Consider the following 22,474-nt stretch of genomic DNA (forward strand, 5'->3'; position numbering starts at 1 on the left):
GGGCCGGATCAGGAGGCCCGCCTTGCGCGACAACCAGACGCTGCCGATACCAAAACGGTCCCTGTGGCTGACCCATGCAGGCATGCTGGCCGAGCAGGTTATGCGCGCGTTTTGGCCGTTCTTTTCGGTTGTTATGGCGGTTTTGGCCGCCTTGATGCTGGGATTGCAGGATCTTGTCCGGGTCGAAACTGTCTGGATTGCGGCGGCTATTGCCGGGGTATCGCTGATTGCGACACTGGTTTTGGGGATCAGGCGATTCCATCTGCCGACCCGGACCGAAGCGCTGGTGCGGCTGGATGAGACCCTGCCCGGACGTCCGATTCAGGCGGTGATGGACGAACAGGCCATCGGGGCGATGGATTCGGATTCGGTTGCCTTGTGGCAGGCGCATCAAAGCCGGATGGCGCAGCGTGTGGCGCAAGCCCCGGCGGTCAAACCTGATCTCAGGCTCGCGTCCCGCGATCCCTATGCCTTGCGCTACGCGGCGCTTTTGGCACTGGTGGTTGCGGCGCTGTTCGGCTCGTTCTGGCGCATTGGCTCTGTGGCGGACATGGCTCCGGGCGCGGCTGTGGCGGGGCAGGGACCCAGTTGGGAAGGATGGGTCGAACCGCCCAGATACACCGGATTGCCAACGCTTTACCTGGCAGATCAGTCTGATCCGGCCTTGTCCATCCCGCAAGGCAGCCGCATCACTTTGCGGTTCTACGGCGAGGTGGGCGCCCACAGCCTGACCGAAACTACCACGCCGCTGGGCACAGAGGCCTCTACTGAGATCGAACAGGATTTTGTGGTCACGCGCTCTGGCACTTTGAAGATCGAGGGTCCCTCGGGTCGGGAATGGGCCTTAAACACCATTGCGGACACTGCGCCGGTGATTGGCGTGGCCGACGTTGCCGAGGCTGAGGCGGGTGGGCAGATGAAACTGCCCTATGCGGCCAGCGATGACTATGGCGTGGTATCCGGCTCTGCTGTGATCGAGCTGGATCTGGCGTCTGTTGAACGTCGCTATGGTCTGACGGTCGATCCCGAACCGCGAGAGATCATCTCGGTGGAATTGCCGATGCCGATCACCGGGGATCGGGCGGATTTCACCGAAGATTTCATCGAAGATTTCTCGCAGCACCCCTGGGCGCATTTGCCGGTCAAAATCACCCTCAGTGCGACAGATGCCGCAGATCAGGAAGGGTTTTCGGAGCCCTATCTGACAGCCCTGCCGGCGCGCAGGTTCTTTGACCCGCTCGCGGCCGCGATCATCGAACAACGTCGTGATTTGCTCTGGTCTCGCGACAATGCAAAGCGCGTGGCGCAATTGTTGCGCGCGGTATCACACCTGCCCGAAGGGTTTTTCCGCTCGGACACAGCATATCTGCGTTTGCGGGTGACTCTGCGGCGGTTGGAGACCTTCACGGAATACGGGCTTAAAGCCAAGCAACAGGAAGAGATCGCGCAATCGCTATGGGAACTGGCGGTTCTGATCGAGGATGGCACGCTGGCTGATGCGTTGGAGCGGATGCGCCGCGCTCAGGAACGTTTGACCGAGGCGATGCAGAACGGTGCGAGTGATGAGGAAATTGCCGAACTGATGCAGGAACTGCGCGAGGCCACGCAAGATTATATGCGACAGCTTCAGCGTCTGGCGCAGGAAAATGGTGAAGGCGGTGAAAATCAGCAGGGTCAGAATGGCGAAACCTTGCAGATGACGCAGGATGATCTGCAACGCATGATGGACCGCATTCAGGAACTGATGGAACAGGGTCGTATGGCCGAGGCGCAGCAGGCGCTGGAAGAGTTCCAACAGATGATGGAGAACATGCGCGTCACGCAAGGGCAGGGGCAGGGTGGCCAGTCCGAAGGCCAGCAGGCCATGGAAGGTCTGGCCGAGACGTTGCGCGAACAGCAAGGCCTCAGCGATCAGGCTTTCCGCGATCTGCAGGAACAATTCAATCCCGGCGCCCAAACCGGTGAAAATCAAGGCAACGAAGGTCGCAATGGCGGGCAGGGCCGTGGTGAAAGCCACGAAGGTCAGGGCGGTCGCGGTCAAGGTTCGGATCAAGCGGGTGAGGGTCAGCAGGGCCAAGGCTCTCTGGCGGATCGCCAACAGGCGCTGCGGGACGAGCTGGGCCGCCAGCAACAGAACCTGCCCGGCGCGGGATCACCCGAGGGTGACGCGGCGCGCGAGGCGCTGGACCGGGCCGGGCGTGCAATGGAAGAAGCCGAAGGGGCCTTGCGTGGCGATGATCTGGCCGAAGCGATTGACCGGCAGTCCGAAGCCATGGAAGCACTGCGCGAAGGCATGCGGTCATTGGGCGAAGCGATGGCACAGAATCAGCAGAACCAACCCGGCCAGGGTACGCAGGAAGGCGATATGCAGGCCAATAGTCGCGACCCGCTTGGCCGTAATCCCGGTTCCGGTGGGTCGATTTCGACCGATGAAGACCTGCTGCAGGGCGAGGACGTGTATCGCCGGGCCCGCGAGTTGCTTGATGAAATCCGCCGCCGTACGGGCGAATCCGATCGCCCTCAGATCGAGCTGGAATACCTCAAGCGGCTGCTGGAGCGGTTCTGATCCGGCAAGCCGGGGCGCTAGTTTGACGTGCCGCCGGTCTGCGCTTCGAGCCAGACCCGCGCCTGATCAACCAGTGAGATATAGGATTGCAGCGCAGGTTCTGCTTGCGGCACGGCCTCGCTGATCTGGGTCGCGTTGCTGTAAACCAGAAACAACACCGCCCCGATAATCACCATCAGGACGAAACCACGCATAAAGCCGCCGGATTTGCGCGGAGCCTGAACCGGTGCTTCGGCTTCGACAACATTGCTGCGCAATCCCGAATTTATTGCATTTACGTCAGGCAGCTCTTCTTGCCGGTCTGTATCAGCGGCTGTTTCGCTCGTTTTGGGTCCTTTGGGTGCGACTTTGGGTTCAACTGGTGGGTCTAGCGCCAGATCCGGCTGGCTTTCCAGACTGCCGCCTTCCTTTGCCCTCAGATCTGCTTCGCGTGCGGCTTCTTCCTTGAGGATGCTGGCAACGGCCGGATCGACATTGCCTTTATCCGCCGTCTCGTCTGCAGGCGCAGGTGTGGGCGTTTCGGCAGCTGGCTCAGGGGGCGGGGGCTCGACAGCTGCGGGTTGAGGCGGTTCAAACACGGCTTCGGCATCCTTGGCCTGAAACCACGTTTGTTCGCAATTCGAACATTGCACGTCACGCCCGCCTGCGGGAATCACATCGTTCGGGACTTCGTATTGGGCACCGCAATTCGGACACGTTAAACGCATACTGCCTCCTGGCCTGAAAATTGGCCTGATCGTCGTTTTTTCAGGAATGATATTCCTTTAAGACCCAACATCAAAGCGGGTTTTCGGTTTCATGGGGCAAGTGTCGCCAATTGGACCCGCTTGAGGCATTGAAACCGCGGCCACGCTCGGGCAAGACAAGCTGCAGAAGAATTGGGGACAGGCGTGATCGAGCTGGAGAATATCAGCTACACCTATGGTGGCGGCGAATTGCTGAGCGATGTGTCGCTGCAGCTGCAACCCGGGTCCTTTCATTTCCTGACCGGTCCTTCAGGCGCAGGCAAGACCACATTGCTGAAACTGTGCTATGGCGCGCTGTTGCCGACCTCGGGAAGGTTGACCGTTTTCGGCGAAGATATTGCCCGTCTTGATCGGGATCAGATGGCCTTGCTGCGGCGTCGTATCGGTGTTGTCCATCAGGATTGCCGGTTTCTGGATCATATGACTCTGGCCGAGAATGTCGCCTTGCCGATGACGGTGTCGGGTCGGTCGAATGGTGGGGAAACGGGTGATCTGAAAGAGCTGTTGAATTGGGTCGGTCTGGGAACGCGGCTGGACGCGACGCCGCCCGAGCTCTCGGGCGGAGAACGCCAGCGCGCTGCCCTGGCGCGTGCCGTTATCTTGTCGCCCGATGTGGTTCTTGCTGACGAACCAACAGGCAATGTCGATTGGGAGATGTCGCAGCGCTTGCTGAAACTGCTGGTCGAGCTGAACCGGATGGGCAAGACCGTATTGATCGCCACCCACGACCTTTCTCTGATCCGCGCGGCCAAAAGTCAGGTTCAGGCGCGGGTGCTGCGGATTTCGCAGCGCCGGTTGCAGCTTGCGGGGGCTGATCTATGAGCAAGGGCGACATCCGCAACCTGCTGCGCCGCGACACCCGCGCTGACCGGGTGGTGCCGCCGACCGGATTCACCGCACAACTGACGTTGTTCGTGTCGGGCGCGATGGCTTTTTTGGCAGTGTTTGCGCTGGCCCTGTCACTGGCCTCGGGCCGCCTGGCAGATCGCTGGGCCTCGGAACTGGCCGGGGCCGCGACATTGCGGATCAACGCGCCTGCTGACCAGCGCGCTGCCCAGACCGAGGCTGCTCTGACCGTGTTGCGACAAACGCCCGGCATTGCGTCGGCGCGCGCGCTGACCAACGAGGAGCAGGCGGCACTGCTGGCGCCATGGTTTGGCCCCGACCTGCTGCTGGACAGCCTGCCCGTGCCGCAACTGATCGAGATCATCGAAGGCCCGCCCGGTCTGGACGCCGCCGGTTTGCGCCTGCGTCTGGGGGCCGAGGTGCCCGGTGCGGTTCTGGACGACCATACCCGCTGGCGCGAACCTCTGGTTGATGCAGCGATGTCGCTGCGACGTCTCGGCTGGATCTCGATCCTGCTGATCGGCGGGGCCACGGCGGCGATGATCACCCTTGCGGCCAACGCCTCGCTGGCGGCCAATGCTCAGATCATCGAAGTCTTGCGATTGGTCGGTGCCCGCGACCGTTTCATTGCCGGGGCCTTTGTGCGACGGTTTACATTCCGCGCGCTGTTGGGGGCTGCGGCGGGCACGTTGCTGGGGATGTCCGGTGTGCTTCTGTTGCCCGAGGCCTCGGATGCGGGCGGGTTTCTCACCGGGCTTGGGTTTCAGGGCACCGGATGGCTCCTGCCTGTTTTGATCCCCGGTCTAGGCGCGGCGGTCGCTTTTCTGGCCACATGGTCAGCGGCACGGCGCAAATTGAAGGAGCTTTCATGATGTTCATGCTGCAATGGATACGGTCGCTGATCTTCATGTTCACGATCTACGCGTGGATGCTGATCCTTGGGATCGTCTTTGCGCCCTACGCGCTGTTTGCCAAACGTGGCGCTGCGCGGGCTTGTATGACCTATGCCCGCACGACCATTTGGCTGGCGCGCTGGATGGTCGGCATTCGAAGCGAAATCCGTGGCACCCCTCCGACCGGCGAGGTGGTGATCGCTGCCAAGCACCAGTCTTTTCTTGATATCATCATGATCTTCAGTGCCATCCCCCACGGCAAATTCATCATGAAGAAAGAGCTGCTGTGGACCCCGGTCATCGGCATGTATGCCCGCCGCTTGGGTTGCGTTCCGGTTGATCGTGGTAAGAAGGGGGTGGCGGTGGCCAAGATGGTCAAGGATGTCGCCAAAGAGTTCAGCGACCCCGGTCAGCTGGTGATTTACCCCCAAGGGACCCGCGTCGCGCCCGGGGTTCCGAAACCTTACAAGGTGGGAACTGCGGTCTTGTACCAGGGCCTTGGGTACCCCTGCGTGCCGGTTGCCACAAACGCGGGCGTATTCTGGCCCAGAACCGGTATCCTGCGCAAACCCGGCACAGCAATCGTCGATTTCCTCGACCCGATCGAACCCGGCGTTGGCCGAGACGCCTTTCTGGAGCGGCTTGAGGACGTCATTGAGACTGGTTCAGATGCGTTGATGAGAGAAGCGGGATTTGATCCGGATGCAGTACATTGAAGACATAGCGACACTTGAGGGGCTTTATGGAACGCCCGGCGCACCCTCGCTGCGCAAGGTGGCACGACAACTGACCCCACTCTACCGCAAATGGATCATGGCCTCGCGTCTCTGCATCCTCAGCACCGTGGGTCCCGAAGGCGTCGACGGCAGCCCACGCGGCGATGATGGTCCGGTGGTGCTGGAACTGGATCCAGGCACGCTGGCCCTACCAGATTGGCGCGGCAACAACCGTTTGGACAGCCTGCGCAATATCGTGCGTGACCGACGCGTGGCGTTGATGTTCATGGTGCCCGACTCGAACACTGTGGTTCGCGTTAACGGCTCGGCGCGTCTGACCGCAGATGAAGTGCTACGCGACCGTTTTAAGAAACACGGAAAACGGCCCGCAACGGTGATTGTCATCGAGATCGGTGAGGTTTACACCCAGTGTGCTCGCGCGCTGATGCGGGCGCAAATATGGGCTGACGGCGGTCATGAAACTGAGAGACTGCCAACCGCAGGAGAGATTCTCGCCGAAATGACCGCCGGAGATGAAGGCGGCGCTCGCTATGACCAGGAATGGGGAGCGCGCGCGGCCAAGACAATGTGGTAGGCAAAGGGGGCTCTGCCCCCGCCGCGGCAAGCCGCGACTCCCCCGGGATATTTAAAGCCAGATGAACTGGGGATTCATTCTTCATCTGGCTCTAAATATCCCGGAGCGCGAGGCAGAGCCTCGCATCGGAGTGTTTGACGTTGCGCACCCTTCAGGAGTGGATCGGACCATCTCCACAGGCCAGCGCCGCCTCGCGCACGGCTTCCGAATAAGTCGGATGCGCGTGGCAGGTCAGGGCCAGATCCTCGGCGGAGGCACCGAATTCCATCGCCACGCAGATCTCGTGGATCAGATCTCCGGCTGCGGGGCCGATGATGTGTGCGCCCAGAATGCGGTCGGTGTCCTTGTCGGCAAGGATTTTGACAAACCCGTCGGCGGCGAAATTCGCCTTGGCGCGGCCGTTGCCCATGAACATGAACTTGCCGACCTTGTAGGCACGGCCCTGTTCTTTCAGCGTCGCCTCGGTTTCACCCACATTGGCGACCTCGGGCCAGGTGTAGATGACACCCGGAATGACGCCATAGTTCACGTGGCCGTGCTTGCCTGCAACCTGTTCCGCAGCGGCCATGCCCTCGTCTTCGGCTTTATGGGCCAGCATCGGGCCTTCGGTCACGTCTCCAATCGCGTAGATGCCCGGTACGTTGGTCTGCCAATCCGCACCCACCCTGATCTGGCCGCGCGGCGTCATCTCAACGCCCAGAGCCTCCAGCCCCAGACCATCCGAATAGGGTTTGCGCCCCGTGGCTACCAGAACGGTGTCGGCGTCAATCACATGCTCGCTGTCATCTTTCAGCAGCTTGTAAGTCACTTTGGCCTTGGTCTTTGTCGCTTCGGTCTTTTGCACCGCCGCGCCCATGACGAATTTCAGGCCTTGCTTCTTGAGGATGCGCTGGAAGGTCTTCTGCACCTCGGGGTCCATGCCCGGCGTGATTTCCTTGAGGAATTCGATCACCGTCACCTCGGCCCCAAGACGGCTGTAGGCCGAGCCCAGCTCCAGCCCGATCACACCGGCCCCGATCACCACCATCTTCTTCGGGATCTTGCCCAGCGACAGTGCCCCGGTCGAGGTTACAACCACCTTTTCGTCCACGGTCACACCGGGCAGCGCCGACGGTTCAGAGCCCGAGGCGATGATGATGTTCTTGGCCTCGTGCACCTCGTCGCCGACCTTGACCTGACCGGCGGCGGGGATCGATCCCCAGCCTTTCAGCCAGTCGATCTTGTTCTTCTTGAACAGGAACTCAATGCCCTTGGTGTTGCCCTCGATCACCTCGTCCTTATAGGCCTGCATCTGCTTCCAATCGACCGACGGAGATTTACCCTTAAGGCCCATCTTGGCAAAGTTATGCTCGGCCTCATGCAACTGGTGGCTGGCATGCAACAGCGCCTTGGACGGGATGCAGCCGACGTTCAGGCAGGTGCCGCCCAGCGTCTCGCGCCCCTCGACAACGGCTGTTTTTAGCCCCAACTGCGCGCAGCGGATGGCGCAGACATAGCCGCCGGGGCCGGCTCCGATTACGATGACGTCATAGCTGGACATTGGGGCACTCCTTGGTGTGTCTTGGCCGCATCTTTGGGCGGCATTCGTGCTATAGAGCTAACAGATAAAGATAAACCGTCGCAAGAAACCCAATCAGCCAAACGGTCGTGCGCAGGAAGGGAACGGGGACTGCGAAGGCGTAGATCGGCACAAACGCGATCCGCGCGATAAGAAAAAGCTGGGCTGCAAACAGGGTCCCGCCCGTAAAAGCATTCTTGGCTGAGAGGATCAGCACTGCAGGCGCAAACAGCGCCATCGCCACAACCGAATTGGTCAGCGTGCGTTCGACCCGCGCGGCAACGCCGGTCAGCGGCGGCATGTCATCGCGCGCGCCGCCCAGCGTCATCAGCCCGACCTGAGACATGGCGGTCAGGATGTTCAGCAGGATGACCACAACAACGACCAAGCCATAAAGCGCCAGAATGGAAAGTTCCGAAGACATGATCACATTTCCTTTTTCAATGAGTGTCCTGGTTGGGGACTAACATCTGCAAGGCTTATGGGCAGGCGGGGTTCACGCGTAAGTGCTGGGGCGTGTGCAGGGGTCACCCTGCACACAGGTTTTTGAGTGGATCAGACTGGCTCCAGCAGTTTGACCTGAATATGGGCCACGCCGCCACGTTCGTGATGCATGGCAAGTTCTTCCGAGTCGAAGAATCTGCGGGCCCGTTCAAGGTCTGCGACCTCGAACATCGCCACCGCATGGTCGCGCTGGTCGGGGTCCTTCCAGACATGCAGGTCACGGATACCCGAGGCCTCGCGCATCTTGCGGTCTTCGCGGAACACTTTCAGCCAGGCGCTGAAATCGGCCACATCGGCCTGCCAGAGTACATGCGTTGCCATGGTTACAGATCCATCAACAGGCGGCGCGGATCTTCCAGCGCCTCTTTCACGCGCACAAGGAAGGTCACCGCGCCTTTGCCATCAACGATCCGGTGATCATAGGACAGCGCCAGATACATCATCGGACGGATCTTGATCTCGCCATTGATGACCATCGGACGGTCCTGGATCTTGTGCATGCCCAGAATGCCCGATTGCGGCGGGTTCAGAATGGGCGAAGACATCAGCGAGCCATAGACACCGCCATTCGAGATGGTGAAGGTGCCACCCTGCATCTCGGCCATGGACAGCTTGCCATCGCGGGCGCGTTTGCCCTTTTCGGCGATGGCTTTCTCGATCGCGGCGAAGGACATCGAATCCGCGTCGCGAATGACCGGAACCACCAGACCCTGAGGCGTACCGGCGGCCACGCCCATATGCACAAAGTTCTTGTAGACGATGTCGGTACCGTCGATCTCGGCATTCACCTCGGGCACTTCTTTCAGCGCGTGGCAGCAGGCCTTGGTGAAGAAGGACATAAAGCCCAGACGCACGCCATGCTTCTTCTCGAACTGGTCCTTGTACTGGTTACGCAGGGCCATCACCTCGGTCATGTCCACCTCGTTATAGGTGGTCAGGATCGCGGCGGTGTTTTGCGCGTCCTTCAGGCGCTTGGCGATGGTCTGGCGCAGACGGGTCATGCGCACACGTTCCTCGCGGGCGGCATCATCGGCAGCGACAGGCGCGCGCGGGGCTTGGGCAGCGGGGGCGGGCACAGCCGCCGCAGGCGCTGGGGCCGTAGCCGCAGCAACGGCTTTCGCCACGTCCTCTTTCATGATGCGGCCATCGCGGCCCGTTCCGGTGACCTGATCGGCGGACAGGCCGGCCTCGGCCATGGCTTTCTCGGCCGATGGAGCATTGGCCACATCTTTGCCGCCAACATCGCTTCCGCCGGTCGCCGGGGCAGCCGCCGCCGGAGCCGCAGCAGCACCCGCCACCGCGCCCGAGATCACCGCCAGCTTGGCGCTTGCATCCACGGTCGCACCTTCTGGCGCTACGATTTCGGCCAGAACACCCGCAGCCGGGGCCGGAACCTCGACCGAGACCTTGTCGGTCTCCAGCTCACATAGCATCTCATCCTGTGCCACGGCATCGCCGACCTGCTTGAACCATGTCGAGACAGTCGCCTCGGTCACGGATTCACCCAGCGTGGGCACCATCACATCCACGCTGCCACCGGACGCTGCGGGGGCTGCCGCAGCCGGGGCCGGGGTCGCCGCCGGGGCAGGGGCCGCGCCTTCACCTGCCGCAATCGTGGCCAGCAGGGCATCAACGCCCACCGTCTCACCTTCGGCGGCAACGATCTCCCCCATCACGCCCGCGGCGGGCGAGGGGACTTCAACCGTGACCTTGTCGGTCTCCAGCTCACACAGCATTTCGTCCACGGCCACGGCGTCACCGGGTTTCTTGAACCACGTTGCAACCGTGGCTTCGGTGACAGATTCGCCAAGCGTGGGAACACGAACTTCAATCGTCATCGTTTACTTTCCTTTGAGGCTCAGCGCTTCGTTCACCAGCGCTTCTTGTTGGAATTTGTGTTGGCTGGCCAGACCCGTCGCGGGCGAGGCCGAGGTGGCGCGACCAGCATAAACCGGACGCTTGTGCTTTGCGCCGATGCGGGTCAGGACCCATTCGATATTGGGCTCGATAAAGCTCCAGGCCCCCTGGTTCTTGGGTTCTTCCTGACACCAGACCATCTCGGCCCCCTTGAACCGCTCAAGCTCGTTGATCAGCGAATGGGCGGGGAAGGGGTAGTACTGCTCGATCCGCAGCAGATAGATGTCGTCGATGCCGCGCGCGTCGCGTTCTTCCAGCAGGTCGAAATAGACCTTGCCCGAACACATGACGACCCGCTTGATTTTGTCATCCGCCACCAGCTTGGTGTCCGAATTGCCATGCTGCGCGTCGTCCCACAGAACCCGGTGAAAGCTGGACCCGGTGGTGAACTGGTCGGCGGTGCTGACCGCAAGCTTGTGGCGCAGCAGCGATTTCGGCGTCACCAGAATCAGCGGCTTGCGGAAGGTCCGGTGCAACTGACGGCGCAGGATGTGGAAATAGTTCGCAGGCGTCGTACAGTTGGCCACGATCCAGTTGTCCTGACCACACATCTGCAGGAACCGTTCAAGACGCGCGGACGAGTGCTCGGGGCCTTGCCCCTCAAACCCGTGCGGCAGCAGCGTGACCAGACCGGACATACGCAGCCATTTGCTTTCGCCGGAACTGATGAACTGGTCGAACATGATCTGTGCGCCGTTGGCGAAATCGCCGAATTGCGCTTCCCACAGAACCAGCGAATTTGGTTCAGCCAGCGAATAGCCATATTCGAACCCCAGAACCGCATATTCGGACAGCATCGAGTCGATCACCTCGTACTGCGACTGCCCCTTGCGGATATTGTTCAGCGGATAATACCGTTCCTCGGTCTCCTGATGCACAAAGCCCGAATGGCGCTGGCTGAAGGTGCCGCGCGTGGCGTCCTGACCGGCCAACCGGACCGGATATCCTTCGGTCAGCAGCGAGCCGAATGCCAGCGCCTCACCGGTCGCCCAGTCAAAGCCGTTACCGGTCTCGAACATCTGCTTCTTGTGATCCAGCAGGCGACCCACCGTCTTGTGCAGCGCAAAGTCATCCGGCGCCCGGGTCAGCGCGGTGCCGATCTCGGCCAGAGTGTCCGGCGTGATCGCGGTATCGCCGCGTACATATTCTTCTTTGTTTTTGTCCAGATGTGACCAGCGACCATCCAGCCAGTCGGCCTTGTTGGGTTTGTAGTCCTTACCCGTTTCGAACTCGTCGTTCAGATGCGCCTGAAAGGCGGCTTTCATATCCTCGATCTCGCCCTCGGGGATCAGGCCATCTTTGACCAGCCGCTCGGTGTAAAGGCTCAGAGTGGTCTTATGCGTCTTGATCTTCTTGTACATGATCGGGTTGGTGAACATGGGCTCGTCGCCCTCGTTGTGCCCAAACCGGCGATAGCAGAAGATATCCAGCACCACATCCTTGTGGAACTTCTGGCGGAACTCGGTCGCCACCTTGGCGGCATGCACTACCGCCTCGGGGTCGTCGCCATTGACGTGGAAAATCGGCGCTTCGACCATCAAGGCGATATCCGTGGGATACGGGCTGGAGCGGCTGAAATGTGGCGCTGTAGTAAAACCGATCTGGTTGTTCACCACGATATGCATCGTCCCGCCGGTCTTGTGTCCGCGCAGGCCGGACAGGCCAAAGCCCTCGGCCACCACGCCCTGACCGGCAAAGGCCGCATCACCATGCAGCAGGATCGCCATGACCTTGGTCCGGTCTGTGTCCTTCAGCTGGTCCTGCTTGGCACGCACTTTACCCAGCACCACGGGGTTTACCGCCTCAAGGTGGCTGGGGTTGGCGGTCAGCGACAGGTGCACGCTGTTGCCGTCAAACTCGCGGTCGCTGGAGGCACCAAGGTGATATTTTACATCGCCTGAGCCATCCACATCCTCAGGTTTGAAGCTGCCCCCCTGAAACTCGTTGAAGATCGCGCGATAGGGCTTGCCCATCACGTTGGCCAGAATGTTCAGACGGCCACGGTGCGGCATCCCGATCACGATGTCGCTCAGGCCCAAGGCGCCGCCGCGCTTGATGATCTGTTCCATAGCGGGGATCAGCGCTTCGCCACCGTCCAGACCGAACCGCTTGGTGCCCATGTATTTGACGTGCAGGAATTTCTCAAAGCCCTCGGCCTCGACCATCTTGTTCAGGATCGCCTTGCGGCCTTCCTTGGTGAACTGGATTTCCTTGCCAAAACCCTCGATCCGTTCCTTCAGCCACGCGGCCTCTTCGGGGTTCGAGATATGCATGTATTGCAGCGCGAACGTGCCGCAATAGGTCCGCTTCACGATCTCGACGATCTGGCGCATGGAGGCCATCTGCAAGCCCAGCACGTTGTCGATAAAGATCGGGCGATCCATGTCGGCATCGGTGAAGCCATAAGTCTTGGGGTCCAGCTCAGGATGCGTGCTGGCGGCGCGCATCCCCAGCGGGTCCAGATCGGCGGCCAGATGACCCCGGATCCGATAGGCGCGGATCAGCATCAGCGCCCGCAGGCTGTCCAGAACCGCGCGCTTGATCTGGTCTTCGCTGACCTCAACGCCCTTGTCTGCAGCCTTGTCCTTAATCTTCTTGCCCGCCGCCTTGGCGTCGATCTCGGCCCACTCACCCGTTAGCGCGCCGGTCAGATCATCGCTCGGCATCGGAGGCCAATCGGTGCGCGCCCACGAAGGCCCCTCGGCCTCGCGCTGCACATCCGGCGTGGCATCGCCCATGGCCTTGAAAAACTCGGCCCAGGCCGCATCCACCGCGCCTGGGTTCTTGGTGTACTGGGCGTATAACTGCTCCAGATATTCGGCATTGTGCCCTTGCATGAAGCTAGAGGCATGAAACTGGTCGTTGGGCGAGTGTTCGGTCATGGGATTACCTCTGTTGGGTTGGGACCGTATTGGTTGTTGCCGGGCTCGCTGGGGCGGGTCAGCCACCACAGAACCAGGAGGGGCGACACAAACAGGATCAGAAGTGTCGGAATGACGATGAGCAATGTGGCGCGGGTGAACAGGATATCCATCGTACCGCCATGCTGAAAGCTTGAGGCGATACCAATGCCAAAGACCAGCACCGCAAACGCGCCGAGGATCAGCAGGATCGGCAGCAGTGCATAAAGCCCGCTGCGCCCGGTATCATGCATCCGCCGGAACGCCACAGCCAGATGCGGGAAGAAGACGATCAGCGCCACGATGGACTGCACCGGCCCCGAGGATGTGGCGGAGACGGATTTCGAGGTCTCGGTCTCGGACACCGCGACCTGAGTGAAAAACTTCAGATCAATGAAGCCTGCGATCATGCTCCAGATCACAATGAAGAGGAAAAAGAACCAGTATTCAGGCCGCGAGGCGCGTCCCGAGAAGGTGAAGAATTTCGAGAAACAGGTGCGGATGGCGTCAGAGAAGGTCATGGATTTGTTTTTAACTCTCAAGCGGGGCACAAGAGAATAGAACTCTGTAACTTGTGCTAGAGCGAGGAAGCAGTTTCATAACACTTTCATTCCGCCCAATCTGCTTACACAGTGATCCGACGCGTTGAACTATGTCTTCTACTTTTGGGCTATGTGTCGCTTCAAAACGGAATTGGTACTTGCCCTTCCGTTTAAACACCTTTGACATGTTTTCCGCCGGTTCGACACGAATGTAATTGCAATCCTTGGTTCTGTGGAGTTGGCCTTCAGAGTCCCAAAGAAACAAGACTTCTTTGCACTCTTGAGCCATAACTGCAGTGGAATTCAGGGAGAGTAAAACGGCCACGACTGCTAGTTGGCACGGGCTTCTCTTCCGATCACCGAATTGTGACGCACTGGTCCCAGATGGTCGGGTTTTTGAAAGCGGGTGCTCTTCACCCGCCTTCAAGCAGAACACTGCGCTCAATTGAGAGATCAGCGCTCGCAGCATCTTACCCAATAGCTTCCAGCACAGCCTCACCCAGCGTCGCCGGGCTTTCGGCCACGACGATACCGGCACTGCGCATGGCTTCGATCTTGTCCTCGGCACCGCCCTTGCCGCCGGCGACAATCGCGCCCGCGTGGCCCATGCGGCGGCCCGGAGGGGCCGTGCGGCCTGCGATGAAACCGGCGGTGGGTTTCGAGCGGCCCTTCTTGGCCTCATCCGCCAGAAACTGCGCGGCTTCTTCCTCGGCCGAGCCACCGATCTCACCGATCATGATGATCGAGTGGGTCTCGTCATCCGCCAGGAACCATTCCAGCACGTCGATATGCTCGGTGCCTTTGATCGGGTCGCCGCCGATGCCCACGCAGGTGGACTGGCCCAGACCCACATCAGTGGTCTGCTTGACCGCCTCATAGGTCAGCGTGCCCGACCGCGATACAACGCCGACCGAGCCGCGCTTGTGGATATGGCCGGGCATGATGCCGATCTTGCAGGCATCGGGCGTGATAACGCCGGGGCAGTTCGGCCCGATCAGGCGCGAGCTTGAGCCTTCCAGCGCGCGTTTCACCTTCATCATGTCCAGAACCGGGATGCCTTCGGTGATGCAGACGATCACCTCCATCTCGGCATCAATCGCCTCAAGGATCGAGTCCGCCGCAAAGGGCGGCGGCACATAGATCACGCTGGCATTGGCCTCGGTCACATGCTTGGCCTCGTGGACCGAGTTGAACACGGGCAGATCAAGATGCGTCTGACCGCCTTTGCCGGGGGTCACGCCGCCGACCATCTTGGTGCCATAGGCGATGGCTTGTTCGCTGTGGAATGTGCCCTGCGAGCCGGTAAAGCCCTGACAGATCACTTTGGTATTTTCGTCGATGAGGACTGCCATTTTGTGGAGTCTCCTTGTCAGTTAGATGCGCTCAAGGACGCACGAAAGTATTGTTTGCCGTTGTTCACGATCGTGGGTGTGAAGTTCATAACCGAACCTCCGCGCGAGTTTGTTCGAGTCGCGTAGGTGTTCGGATCAACGTCGATTTTCGCATTACCGTCAGTTCCCTGCGTGCTTCCTACTGCAAGCAACAAGCCGAGTTCCTCCGGTTTCTCTTTCGATGAGAAAACCATGGAGCAAACTTTGCCGGACGAGCTACGCGTTAACTTAAACGACACATCTCGTTTGCCATCATAAAACGTTCCCGTTTTCGAATGAGCTTGAAACCCGTTTTGGACCAGCACTTTCTTAGCCTTACGAAAGTTCGGATAAGTTTTAGCGCAGACACCGACAAACAAGTTCGCAGTGTCCTCCAAGCCCAGGCCCTTGGTGCCTGGTTCGAGATCTTGAGCTGAGGCTGAAGAACCGAAGAAACCTGACATCAAAACTAGGCAAGCAGTTGCAAGGGAATGGCGAAAACCTTCGGTCACTTGCTTCAACCCTTAACCGCCTTCACGATCTTCTCGGCACCGTCTTTCAGGTTGTCCGCCGCGATCACGTCCAGGCCAGAGGTGTTGATGATCTCTTTGCCTTTCTCGACATTCGTGCCTTCCAGACGCACGACCAGCGGAACCTGCAGGCCGACCTCTTTCACCGCGGCAACGACGCCCTCGGCGATGACATCACAGCGCATGATGCCGCCGAAGATGTTGACCAGAATGCCTTTGACCTGCGGGTCCGAGGTGATGATCTTGAACGCCTCGGTCACTTTCTCTTTGGTCGCACCACCGCCCACATCGAGGAAGTTGGCGGGCTCAGCTCCGTAAAGCTTGATGATGTCCATCGTGGCCATCGCCAGACCGGCACCGTTGACCATGCACCCGATCTCACCATCCAGCGCGATGTAGTTCAGGTCGTATTTCGAGGCTTCCAGTTCCTTGGGGTCTTCCTCGGTCGTGTCGCGCAGTTCGGCGATATCGGGGTGGCGGTAGACCGCGTTGCCGTCAAAGCCGACCTTGGCGTCCAGCACTTTCAGGTCGCCCTTGTCCGAGATGATCAGCGGGTTGATCTCCAGCATCTCCATGTCCTTCTCGACGAAGGCGTTATAGAGCTGGTTCATCAGCTTGACGCATTGCTTGACCTGCGCGCCTTCCAGACCCAGCGAAAAGGCGATGCGGCGGCCGTGATAGGCCTGATAGCCGGTGGCAGGGTCGACCGAGAAGGATAGGATTTTCTCGGGCGTCGCTGCCGCCACCTCTTCGATGTCCATGCCGCCTTCGGTCGAGCAGACAAAGGAAATCCGGCTGGTCTGGCGATCCACCAGCAGGGCCAGGTACAGTTCACGTTCGATGCCGGACCCGGCTTCGATATAGATGCGGTTGACCTGTTTGCCGGCCGGGCCGGTCTGATGCGTGACCAGCGTGCGGCCCAGCATCTTCTTTGCTTCTTCGGCGGCTTCTTCCACCGATTTGGTCAGACGGACACCGCCTTTTTCACCGGCATCGGCCTCTTTGAACGAGCCCTTACCGCGCCCCCCCGCGTGGATCTGCGCCTTGACGACCCAAAGGGGCCCGTCCAGTTCACCGGCTGCGGTTTTGGCTTCCTCGGCGCGCAGAACTGCGCGACCGTCGGAGACCGGAGCGCCATAGCTGCGAAGAAGCGCCTTGGCCTGGTATTCGTGAATGTTCATCGAAATATGTCCCGTCTGACTACGATTAACCGTTATAGGGGTGTCTAAGGGTCAAGTTTAAAGAGTTTTTTGACGTATCACGGGAATTTGGTGAAGATTTTCAATATTTGTGATCACAGTATTTTTGGGTGTGATCACAAAAAAACATGCAGAGTGAGTCCATTGAGCAGGTCAAGGCCAGTTTCGATTCTGCACTATCCAAATTACTAGCGTTATTGCGCTGGCCAGAAAGATAGGACCAGTTGTCTCCAAGGCCATAGACAGTAGCTCGACCCAACCTAAGCTGACCTGCAAGGCCGTCACGATCGCGAACATCATGAAGATAGTTCCCATTATTCCGACGGGAACGCAAAGTATGAGATAGCTTTTCAGGACTGAACGAGCCCATTTGAGCGTGTTCATGGATTGGGTTGTGCCAATCAAACCCACACAAAGAACAGGTATTGCAAGCAGAAATATCGTAGATCTAAAGAACTCAAACATTGAACGGAAATGCGCGCCCGAAGACGCGCATTCAACCCTTTGGTCTGGAATTCCAGACCTTATGCCAGCGAGCTGTCGATGCCCTTGCAGGCTTCGATCAGGCCTTTCACAGCGTTGACCGAGTTGTCGAAACCAGCTTGCTCTTCTTCGTTGAGCTTGATGTTGACGATGCGCTCGATGCCGCCCGCACCGATCACGGTGGGCACGCCGACATACATGCCTTCAACACCCAGCTCACCATCGCAATAAGCCGCACAGGGCAGAACGCGCTTCTGGTCTTTCAGATAGGCTTCGGCCATTTCGATCGCCGAAGTGGCAGGCGCATAGAAGGCCGAGCCGGTTTTCAGCAGGCCGACGATCTCGGCACCGCCGTCGCGGGTGCGCTGCACGATGGCGTCCAGCTTGTCCTGCGTGGTCCAGCCCATCTCAACCAGATCGGGCAGCGGGATACCGGCGACGGTCGAATACCGCACCGACGGCACCATCGTGTCGCCGTGGCCGCCCAGAACAAAGGCGGTGACGTCGCGCATCGAGACGTTGAACTCTTCCGACAGGAAATGTGCGAACCGGCCCGAGTCCAGAACGCCCGCCATGCCGCAGACCTTGTTATGCGGCAGGCCCGAGAATTCGCGCAGGGCCCAGACCATCGCGTCCAGCGGGTTGGTGATGCAGATGACGAATGCATCCGGAGCATTGGCGGCGATGCCTTCGCCGACCGACTTCATGACCTTCAGGTTGATGCCCAGCAAGTCGTCGCGGCTCATGCCCGGCTTGCGGGGCACACCGGCGGTGACGATGCAGACATCGGCACCGGCGATATCCGCGTAGGACTGGGTGCCTTTCAGCTTGGCGTCAAACCCTTCCGAGGGGCCGGATTCCGCGATGTCCAAGGCCTTGCCTTCGGGGGTGCCTTCGGCGATGTCAAACAGGACAACGTCGCCCAGTTCTTTCATTGCTGCGAGGTGGGCGAGCGTGCCGCCGATCTGACCTGCGCCGATCAGCGCGATCTTGGGTCTGGCCATTTGGAATATCTCCGATGGGTTTTGAAATCGCGGATGTGCTAGTCGCAAAAGCGTCGCTGTGCAAGTCTCACGCGACGTGGCATACAACCGCATACCGTTTGCGCGGCCCCAGCCGATTGCGCTAAACCGCCTGCGAGACACGCGTATTTGAGGGATGCCGCATGTTCGAACTGAACCTGATGTTTTTTGCTGTGGCGATCCCCGCGGTGATCTTTGCGGGGATTTCCAAGGGCGGGTTCGGCTCGGGCGTGGCCTTTGCGTCGTCATCGATTCTGGCGCTGATCCTGACACCGGGGCAGGCCTTGGCGTTGATGTTGCCGATCCTGATGGTGATTGATGTGGCCACTCTGAAACCCTATTGGAAACGGTGGAGCTGGCCGGATTCGCGCCTGCTGATGCTGGGCGCGGTGCCCGGCGTTGCATTGGGCGCGTGGCTCTATCGAGTGACCAATGACGACCTGTTGCGGCTGCTGATCGGCGGCATATCCGTCGGCTTCGTGATCTGGCACTCCGCCCGGTCAAAGGGCTGGATTCGCGGATTCGCCAATCGGCTGCCCCCGTCCGCCGGGTTGTTTGCCGGGCTGGTCGCGGGGTTCACCAGCTTCGTCAGCCACGCAGGCGGCCCGCCGGCCGCCGTTTATCTGTTGTCGCAGCGCCTGTCGAAAACCGAGTTTCAGGCCACAACTGTCTTGGTGTTCTGGGTGATCAACTTCGCCAAGTTTGTCCCCTATGCCTATCTGGGCCTGTTTACATGGCACACGGCGCTGGCGGACCTGTTGCTGGCCCCTTTCGCGGTTCTGGGGGCCTGGCTGGGCGTTCGGGCGCATTTCATGCTGTCCGAGCGCCTGTTTTTTGGCATCGCCTATGTCTTGCTGACTCTGACCGGCAGCAAACTGATCTGGGATGCGCTGACTTAGGTATTGGGCGGCAGCGCCTCGGCCAATGCTTCAAAGGCCTGACCGGTGGCCACCAGACAAGTCATCCCGTCGGGCAGCGTTACGGTGATGGTCCAGCTGCCGCTTTGATCCGAGGCAAAGATCTCCAACACCGCACCCTGTCGGGCAATGCCAAGGCCACGACGCGTTTCGCCATAGGTCTCGGCCAATCGATCGATGATGTCCTGACGCGGTGCGCAGGTTCGGGCGTTGACCTGCTGCGCGGCCAGAACCATGATACCCAGCCCGATTGTCATCTTCAAAATCGTCTTCCTCATCGGTGATCCTTTCCATTCCCTCTGACGCAAAGCCTGCCTGCTGGTGCCCGAGATTCGGTTAAGGGGCAGGGCGTTGCGCGCGCTATGCTGCAATGCGGCAAATTTGCTCTTGAACTTTCCGGCAAAAAATGCCCCATTCTGCGCAACTTTATTTCCTGCGGAGAAGCCAATGGACCACCGTCAGCGCCCCTTTCGTTCTGTACTGTATATCCCCGGCTCGCGCGACCGGGCGCTGGACAAGGCGCGAAATTTGCCGGTGGATGCGATCATCTTTGACCTTGAGGATGCGGTTGCAGCGGAGGAAAAGGACAACGCGCGCGCAACGCTGAAAGCGGCTTTGGCCGCGGGCGGGTACGGCTCGCGGTTCAAAATTGTCCGCATCAACGGTCTGGACACCGCATGGGGCCGTGCCGATGCCGAGGCGGTGCGCGAGATGGGCGCTGATGCGGTGCTTCTGCCCAAGGTAAACTCGGCCGCTGATGTCGATGCGTTGGCCGCGGTTACCGGAGATTTGCCGATCTGGGCGATGATGGAAACCCCGCGCGGGATGTTAAACGCGGCTGAAATTGCTGCCCACCCGCAGATGGCAGGGTTTGTGATGGGCACCAATGATCTGGCTAAAGAGCTTCAGACCCGCTTTCGCCCGGATCGCCTGCCGATGATGACCTCTCTAGGTCTGTGCCTGCTGGCCGCAAAGGCCGAAGGGCTGATCATCGTGGATGGGGTTTATAACGCTTTCAAAGATACGGATGGTCTGTCCGCCGAATGTGCGCAGGGCCGGGATATGGGCTTTGACGGCAAAACGCTGATCCATCCGGCGCAAGTCGAAATTGCCAATGCGGCCTTTGCTCCGTCCGAGATCGAGATTGATCTGGCGCGCCGTCAGATCGCCGCCTTTGAAGAAACCGAAGCGCAGGGGCAGGGCGTTGCCGTGGTCGATGGCAAGATTGTGGAAAACCTGCACGTTGCATCTGCCCGGGAAACTCTGGCAAAAGCCGAAGCAATTTCAGCATTGCAAGCGGGGTAGGCCAGCATGGGCTTTGTTCTTCTGATCCTAGGGGTGGCGCTGTGGGCGGCCGCCCATCTGTTCAAACGTCTGATGCCAGCGCAGCGCGCGGCGATGGGCGACGGCGGCAAGGGCGCGGTGGCGGTGGCGCTGGCGCTGGTTGCGGCAATTCTATTGATGATCTTCGGCTATCGCATGACCGATTTCATCTATGTCTGGGCGCCGCCGACCTTTCTGATTCACGTCAACAACCTTCTGGTCCTGATCGCCATCTTCCTGATGAGCCCGGCTGGCACAAAAGGTCGGCTGTTGAACAAGCTGCGCCATCCGATGCTGGGCGGGTTCAAGCTGTGGGCGTTTGCGCATCTGCTGGTGAATGGCGACCTGGCCTCGATCATCCTGTTCGGCGGCCTGCTGGCCTGGGCGGTTGTCGAGGTCATCGTGATCAACAAATCCGAACCCGACTGGACACCCGCGGAACCCGGAACCTATGGCAAGGACGCGATGTTCTTTGTGGCGTCAATCGTGCTGCTGGGCGTGATTGGCTATATTCACGGGTTGGTCGGCCCGTCTCCGTTCGGATCTTGAGGAACGCGAAATGGCAAAACTCTACCGTATCCTGACCGAGGAAGACACATCCGCCTTTTGCCACAAGGTCTCGGACGCATTGGCCAAAGGGTGGGAGCTGTATGGCGATCCGTCCTACGCTTTTGACGCAGCCAACAACGTTATGCGTTGTGCGCAGGCCGTAACCAAAGAGGTTGAGGCTGACTATTCCCCCGACATGAAATTGGGACAGCAATAATGGTCAAAACCAATCCGGGTAACTTTTTTGAGGATTATTCCGTCGGGCAGGTCCTGCATCACGCGGTCCCCCGCACGGTGACGGATGGGGAACGCGCGCTGTATCATGCGCTCTATCCCGCACGCCATGCGCTGTATTCCTCGGACGAGTTCGCCCGGAACTGCGGCCTGCCGAAAAGCCCGCTGGATGATCTGGCGGCGTTTCATGTGGTGTTTGGCAAAACGGTCCCCGATATCTCACTGAACGCGGTTGCCAATCTGGGCTATGCCGAGGGGCGCTGGCTGCAACCGGTCTATCCCGGCGACACCTTGCGGTCGGAATCTCAGGTGATCGGCCTCAAGCAGAATTCAAACGGCAAGACTGGCGTGGTCTGGGTCCGCACCCGCGGCCTGAACCAGCGCGATGAGGTGGTTATCGAATATGTGCGCTGGGTGATGGTGCGCAAAGCCAACCTTGATGCACCTGCGCCCGAGACGGTGGTGCCCACGCTTAAACAGGCACTGGATGCTGGCGATCTGGCAGTGCCGCAGGGCCTGGATTTCTCCAAATATGATTTCACACAGGCTGGCGAACCGCATCGCTGGGGCGACTATGCGATTGGTGAAACCATCGACCATGTCGATGGCGTAACGGTGGAAGAAGCCGAGCATATGCTGGCCACGCGCCTCTGGCAGAACACCGCGAAAGTGCATTTCGACCTGACCTTCCGTCCCGAGGGGCGGCTGATCTATGGCGGCCACGTGATCTCAATGGCTCGGGCCTTGTCGTTCAATGGTCTGGCGAATGCGCAGATGATCGTTGGCCTGAACGGTGGCGCTCATGCCAATCCCTGTTTCGCAGGCGACACGATCAAGGCCTGGTCCGAGGTTCTGGACAAGGCCGAAACAGCCGTTCCGGGAGTGGGCGCCATCCGATTGCGGCTGGTGGCGACAAAGGGTGGAGCCCCTTTTGATCTGCGCAACGAAGACGGTAAATATCTGCCGGGTGTTTTTCTGGATCTGGATTACTGGGCTTTGATGCCGATGTAACGGCGCTGACATTGAAGTGATCGCACGCCGGAAAATCCGTGCTACCTTCGCCT

22 protein-coding genes are annotated in these 22,474 nt (G+C 59.9%); 10 read left to right on the forward strand and 12 right to left on the reverse strand.

Translation table 11 applies throughout. From position 1 onward, the window contains the following. Window positions 1-22 precede the first annotated feature (22 nt). Complete coding sequence (locus ACR0K4_RS09670; RefSeq protein ID WP_480853794.1) at window positions 23-2,566, forward strand: TIGR02302 family protein; 2,544 nt, start codon at window positions 23-25, stop codon at window positions 2,564-2,566. Between the two features lie 17 nt (window positions 2,567-2,583). Here the strand turns inward: ACR0K4_RS09670 and ACR0K4_RS09675 are convergent, their stop codons facing one another. Next, window positions 2,584-3,273, reverse strand: coding sequence for a zinc-ribbon domain-containing protein (locus tag ACR0K4_RS09675; RefSeq protein ID WP_480853795.1), 690 nt, complete (start codon window positions 3,271-3,273; stop codon window positions 2,584-2,586). A gap of 183 nt (window positions 3,274-3,456) precedes the next feature. Here ACR0K4_RS09675 and ACR0K4_RS09680 point away from each other — a divergent pair, with 183 nt between their 5' ends. The 4 genes from ACR0K4_RS09680 to ACR0K4_RS09695 are packed head-to-tail and all read left to right on the forward strand — an operon-like array spanning window position 3,457 to window position 6,362. Continuing rightward, window positions 3,457-4,134, forward strand: a complete 678-nt coding sequence (locus tag ACR0K4_RS09680) for a cell division ATP-binding protein FtsE (protein ID WP_480518266.1) — start codon at window positions 3,457-3,459, stop codon at window positions 4,132-4,134. Then, window positions 4,131-5,030 carry a cell division protein FtsX gene (locus ACR0K4_RS09685; RefSeq protein WP_480853796.1) on the forward strand — a complete coding sequence of 300 codons (900 nt, stop codon included), beginning with the start codon at window positions 4,131-4,133 and terminating at the stop codon, window positions 5,028-5,030. Before ACR0K4_RS09680 ends, ACR0K4_RS09685 begins: the two co-directional genes overlap by 4 nt. Continuing rightward, a complete protein-coding gene (locus ACR0K4_RS09690; protein ID WP_480853797.1) occupies window positions 5,027-5,767 on the forward strand; it encodes a lysophospholipid acyltransferase family protein in 741 nt (246 codons plus the stop codon). Before ACR0K4_RS09685 ends, ACR0K4_RS09690 begins: the two co-directional genes overlap by 4 nt. After that, the gene (locus ACR0K4_RS09695; RefSeq protein ID WP_480518270.1) at window positions 5,754-6,362 is read left to right on the forward strand and encodes a pyridoxamine 5'-phosphate oxidase family protein; all 609 of its coding nucleotides are present in this window, start codon (window positions 5,754-5,756) and stop codon (window positions 6,360-6,362) included. Before ACR0K4_RS09690 ends, ACR0K4_RS09695 begins: the two co-directional genes overlap by 14 nt. Before the next feature lie 151 nt (window positions 6,363-6,513). On the opposite strand, the gene lpdA is transcribed toward ACR0K4_RS09695, so the two are convergent. The 10 genes from lpdA to mdh all read right to left on the reverse strand — a co-directional run bounded on the left by lpdA (window position 6,514) and on the right by mdh (window position 18,369). Continuing rightward, window positions 6,514-7,902: a dihydrolipoyl dehydrogenase gene (lpdA, locus tag ACR0K4_RS09700; protein WP_480853798.1), complete on the reverse strand. Its 1,389-nt coding sequence runs from the start codon at window positions 7,900-7,902 to the stop codon at window positions 6,514-6,516. A gap of 49 nt (window positions 7,903-7,951) precedes the next feature. After that, window positions 7,952-8,344, reverse strand: a complete 393-nt coding sequence (locus tag ACR0K4_RS09705) for an MAPEG family protein (protein WP_480853800.1) — start codon at window positions 8,342-8,344, stop codon at window positions 7,952-7,954. 131 nt (window positions 8,345-8,475) lie between these two features. After that, a complete protein-coding gene (locus tag ACR0K4_RS09710) occupies window positions 8,476-8,745 on the reverse strand; it encodes a hypothetical protein (protein ID WP_480518274.1) in 270 nt (89 codons plus the stop codon). A gap of 2 nt (window positions 8,746-8,747) precedes the next feature. Next, window positions 8,748-10,262 carry a 2-oxoglutarate dehydrogenase complex dihydrolipoyllysine-residue succinyltransferase gene (gene odhB, locus ACR0K4_RS09715; RefSeq protein WP_480853801.1) on the reverse strand — a complete coding sequence of 505 codons (1,515 nt, stop codon included), beginning with the start codon at window positions 10,260-10,262 and terminating at the stop codon, window positions 8,748-8,750. Between the two features lie 3 nt (window positions 10,263-10,265). Then, complete coding sequence (locus ACR0K4_RS09720) at window positions 10,266-13,223, reverse strand: 2-oxoglutarate dehydrogenase E1 component (protein WP_480853802.1); 2,958 nt, start codon at window positions 13,221-13,223, stop codon at window positions 10,266-10,268. Next, window positions 13,220-13,762 carry a DUF805 domain-containing protein gene (locus ACR0K4_RS09725; RefSeq protein ID WP_480853803.1) on the reverse strand — a complete coding sequence of 181 codons (543 nt, stop codon included), beginning with the start codon at window positions 13,760-13,762 and terminating at the stop codon, window positions 13,220-13,222. The genes ACR0K4_RS09720 and ACR0K4_RS09725 overlap by 4 nt, the downstream gene beginning before the upstream one ends. Window positions 13,763-14,253: 491 nt before the next feature. Further along, the gene (sucD, locus tag ACR0K4_RS09730) at window positions 14,254-15,135 is read right to left on the reverse strand and encodes a succinate--CoA ligase subunit alpha (protein ID WP_480853804.1); all 882 of its coding nucleotides are present in this window, start codon (window positions 15,133-15,135) and stop codon (window positions 14,254-14,256) included. Between the two features lie 17 nt (window positions 15,136-15,152). Then, on the reverse strand, window positions 15,153-15,674 hold the full coding sequence (locus ACR0K4_RS09735) for a hypothetical protein (protein ID WP_480853805.1): 522 nt from the start codon (window positions 15,672-15,674) through the stop codon (window positions 15,153-15,155). Further along, window positions 15,671-16,864, reverse strand: coding sequence for an ADP-forming succinate--CoA ligase subunit beta (sucC, locus tag ACR0K4_RS09740; protein WP_170624023.1), 1,194 nt, complete (start codon window positions 16,862-16,864; stop codon window positions 15,671-15,673). The genes ACR0K4_RS09735 and sucC overlap by 4 nt, the downstream gene beginning before the upstream one ends. Window positions 16,865-17,406: 542 nt before the next feature. Continuing rightward, on the reverse strand, window positions 17,407-18,369 hold the full coding sequence (mdh, locus tag ACR0K4_RS09745) for a malate dehydrogenase (RefSeq protein ID WP_480853806.1): 963 nt from the start codon (window positions 18,367-18,369) through the stop codon (window positions 17,407-17,409). Window positions 18,370-18,530: 161 nt separating this feature from the next. On the opposite strand from mdh, the gene ACR0K4_RS09750 reads away from it, so the two are divergent. Beyond that, entirely contained in the window at window positions 18,531-19,286 is a 756-nt protein-coding gene (locus ACR0K4_RS09750; RefSeq protein ID WP_480853807.1) for a sulfite exporter TauE/SafE family protein, read from the forward strand. Here ACR0K4_RS09750 and ACR0K4_RS09755 read toward each other — a convergent pair. Further along, window positions 19,283-19,582 (reverse strand): hypothetical protein, encoded by a 300-nt coding sequence (locus ACR0K4_RS09755; RefSeq protein WP_480853809.1) that lies wholly within the window; start codon window positions 19,580-19,582, stop codon window positions 19,283-19,285. The two genes, ACR0K4_RS09750 and ACR0K4_RS09755, sit on opposite strands and share 4 nt — an antisense overlap. 169 nt (window positions 19,583-19,751) lie before the next feature. Here ACR0K4_RS09755 and ACR0K4_RS09760 point away from each other — a divergent pair, with 169 nt between their 5' ends. The 4 genes from ACR0K4_RS09760 to ACR0K4_RS09775 are packed head-to-tail and all read left to right on the forward strand — an operon-like array spanning window position 19,752 to window position 22,421. After that, a complete protein-coding gene (locus ACR0K4_RS09760) occupies window positions 19,752-20,609 on the forward strand; it encodes an HpcH/HpaI aldolase/citrate lyase family protein (RefSeq protein ID WP_480853810.1) in 858 nt (285 codons plus the stop codon). A 6-nt stretch (window positions 20,610-20,615) separates the two neighbouring features. Continuing rightward, complete coding sequence (locus ACR0K4_RS09765) at window positions 20,616-21,176, forward strand: NnrU family protein (RefSeq protein ID WP_480853811.1); 561 nt, start codon at window positions 20,616-20,618, stop codon at window positions 21,174-21,176. A gap of 10 nt (window positions 21,177-21,186) precedes the next feature. Then, complete coding sequence (locus ACR0K4_RS09770; RefSeq protein ID WP_480518295.1) at window positions 21,187-21,393, forward strand: DUF1737 domain-containing protein; 207 nt, start codon at window positions 21,187-21,189, stop codon at window positions 21,391-21,393. Beyond that, a complete protein-coding gene (locus ACR0K4_RS09775; protein WP_480518297.1) occupies window positions 21,393-22,421 on the forward strand; it encodes a MaoC family dehydratase in 1,029 nt (342 codons plus the stop codon). The genes ACR0K4_RS09770 and ACR0K4_RS09775 overlap by 1 nt, the downstream gene beginning before the upstream one ends. Window positions 22,422-22,474: the final 53 nt, after the last annotated feature.

The organism is Ruegeria sp. K11, from assembly GCF_056531905.1.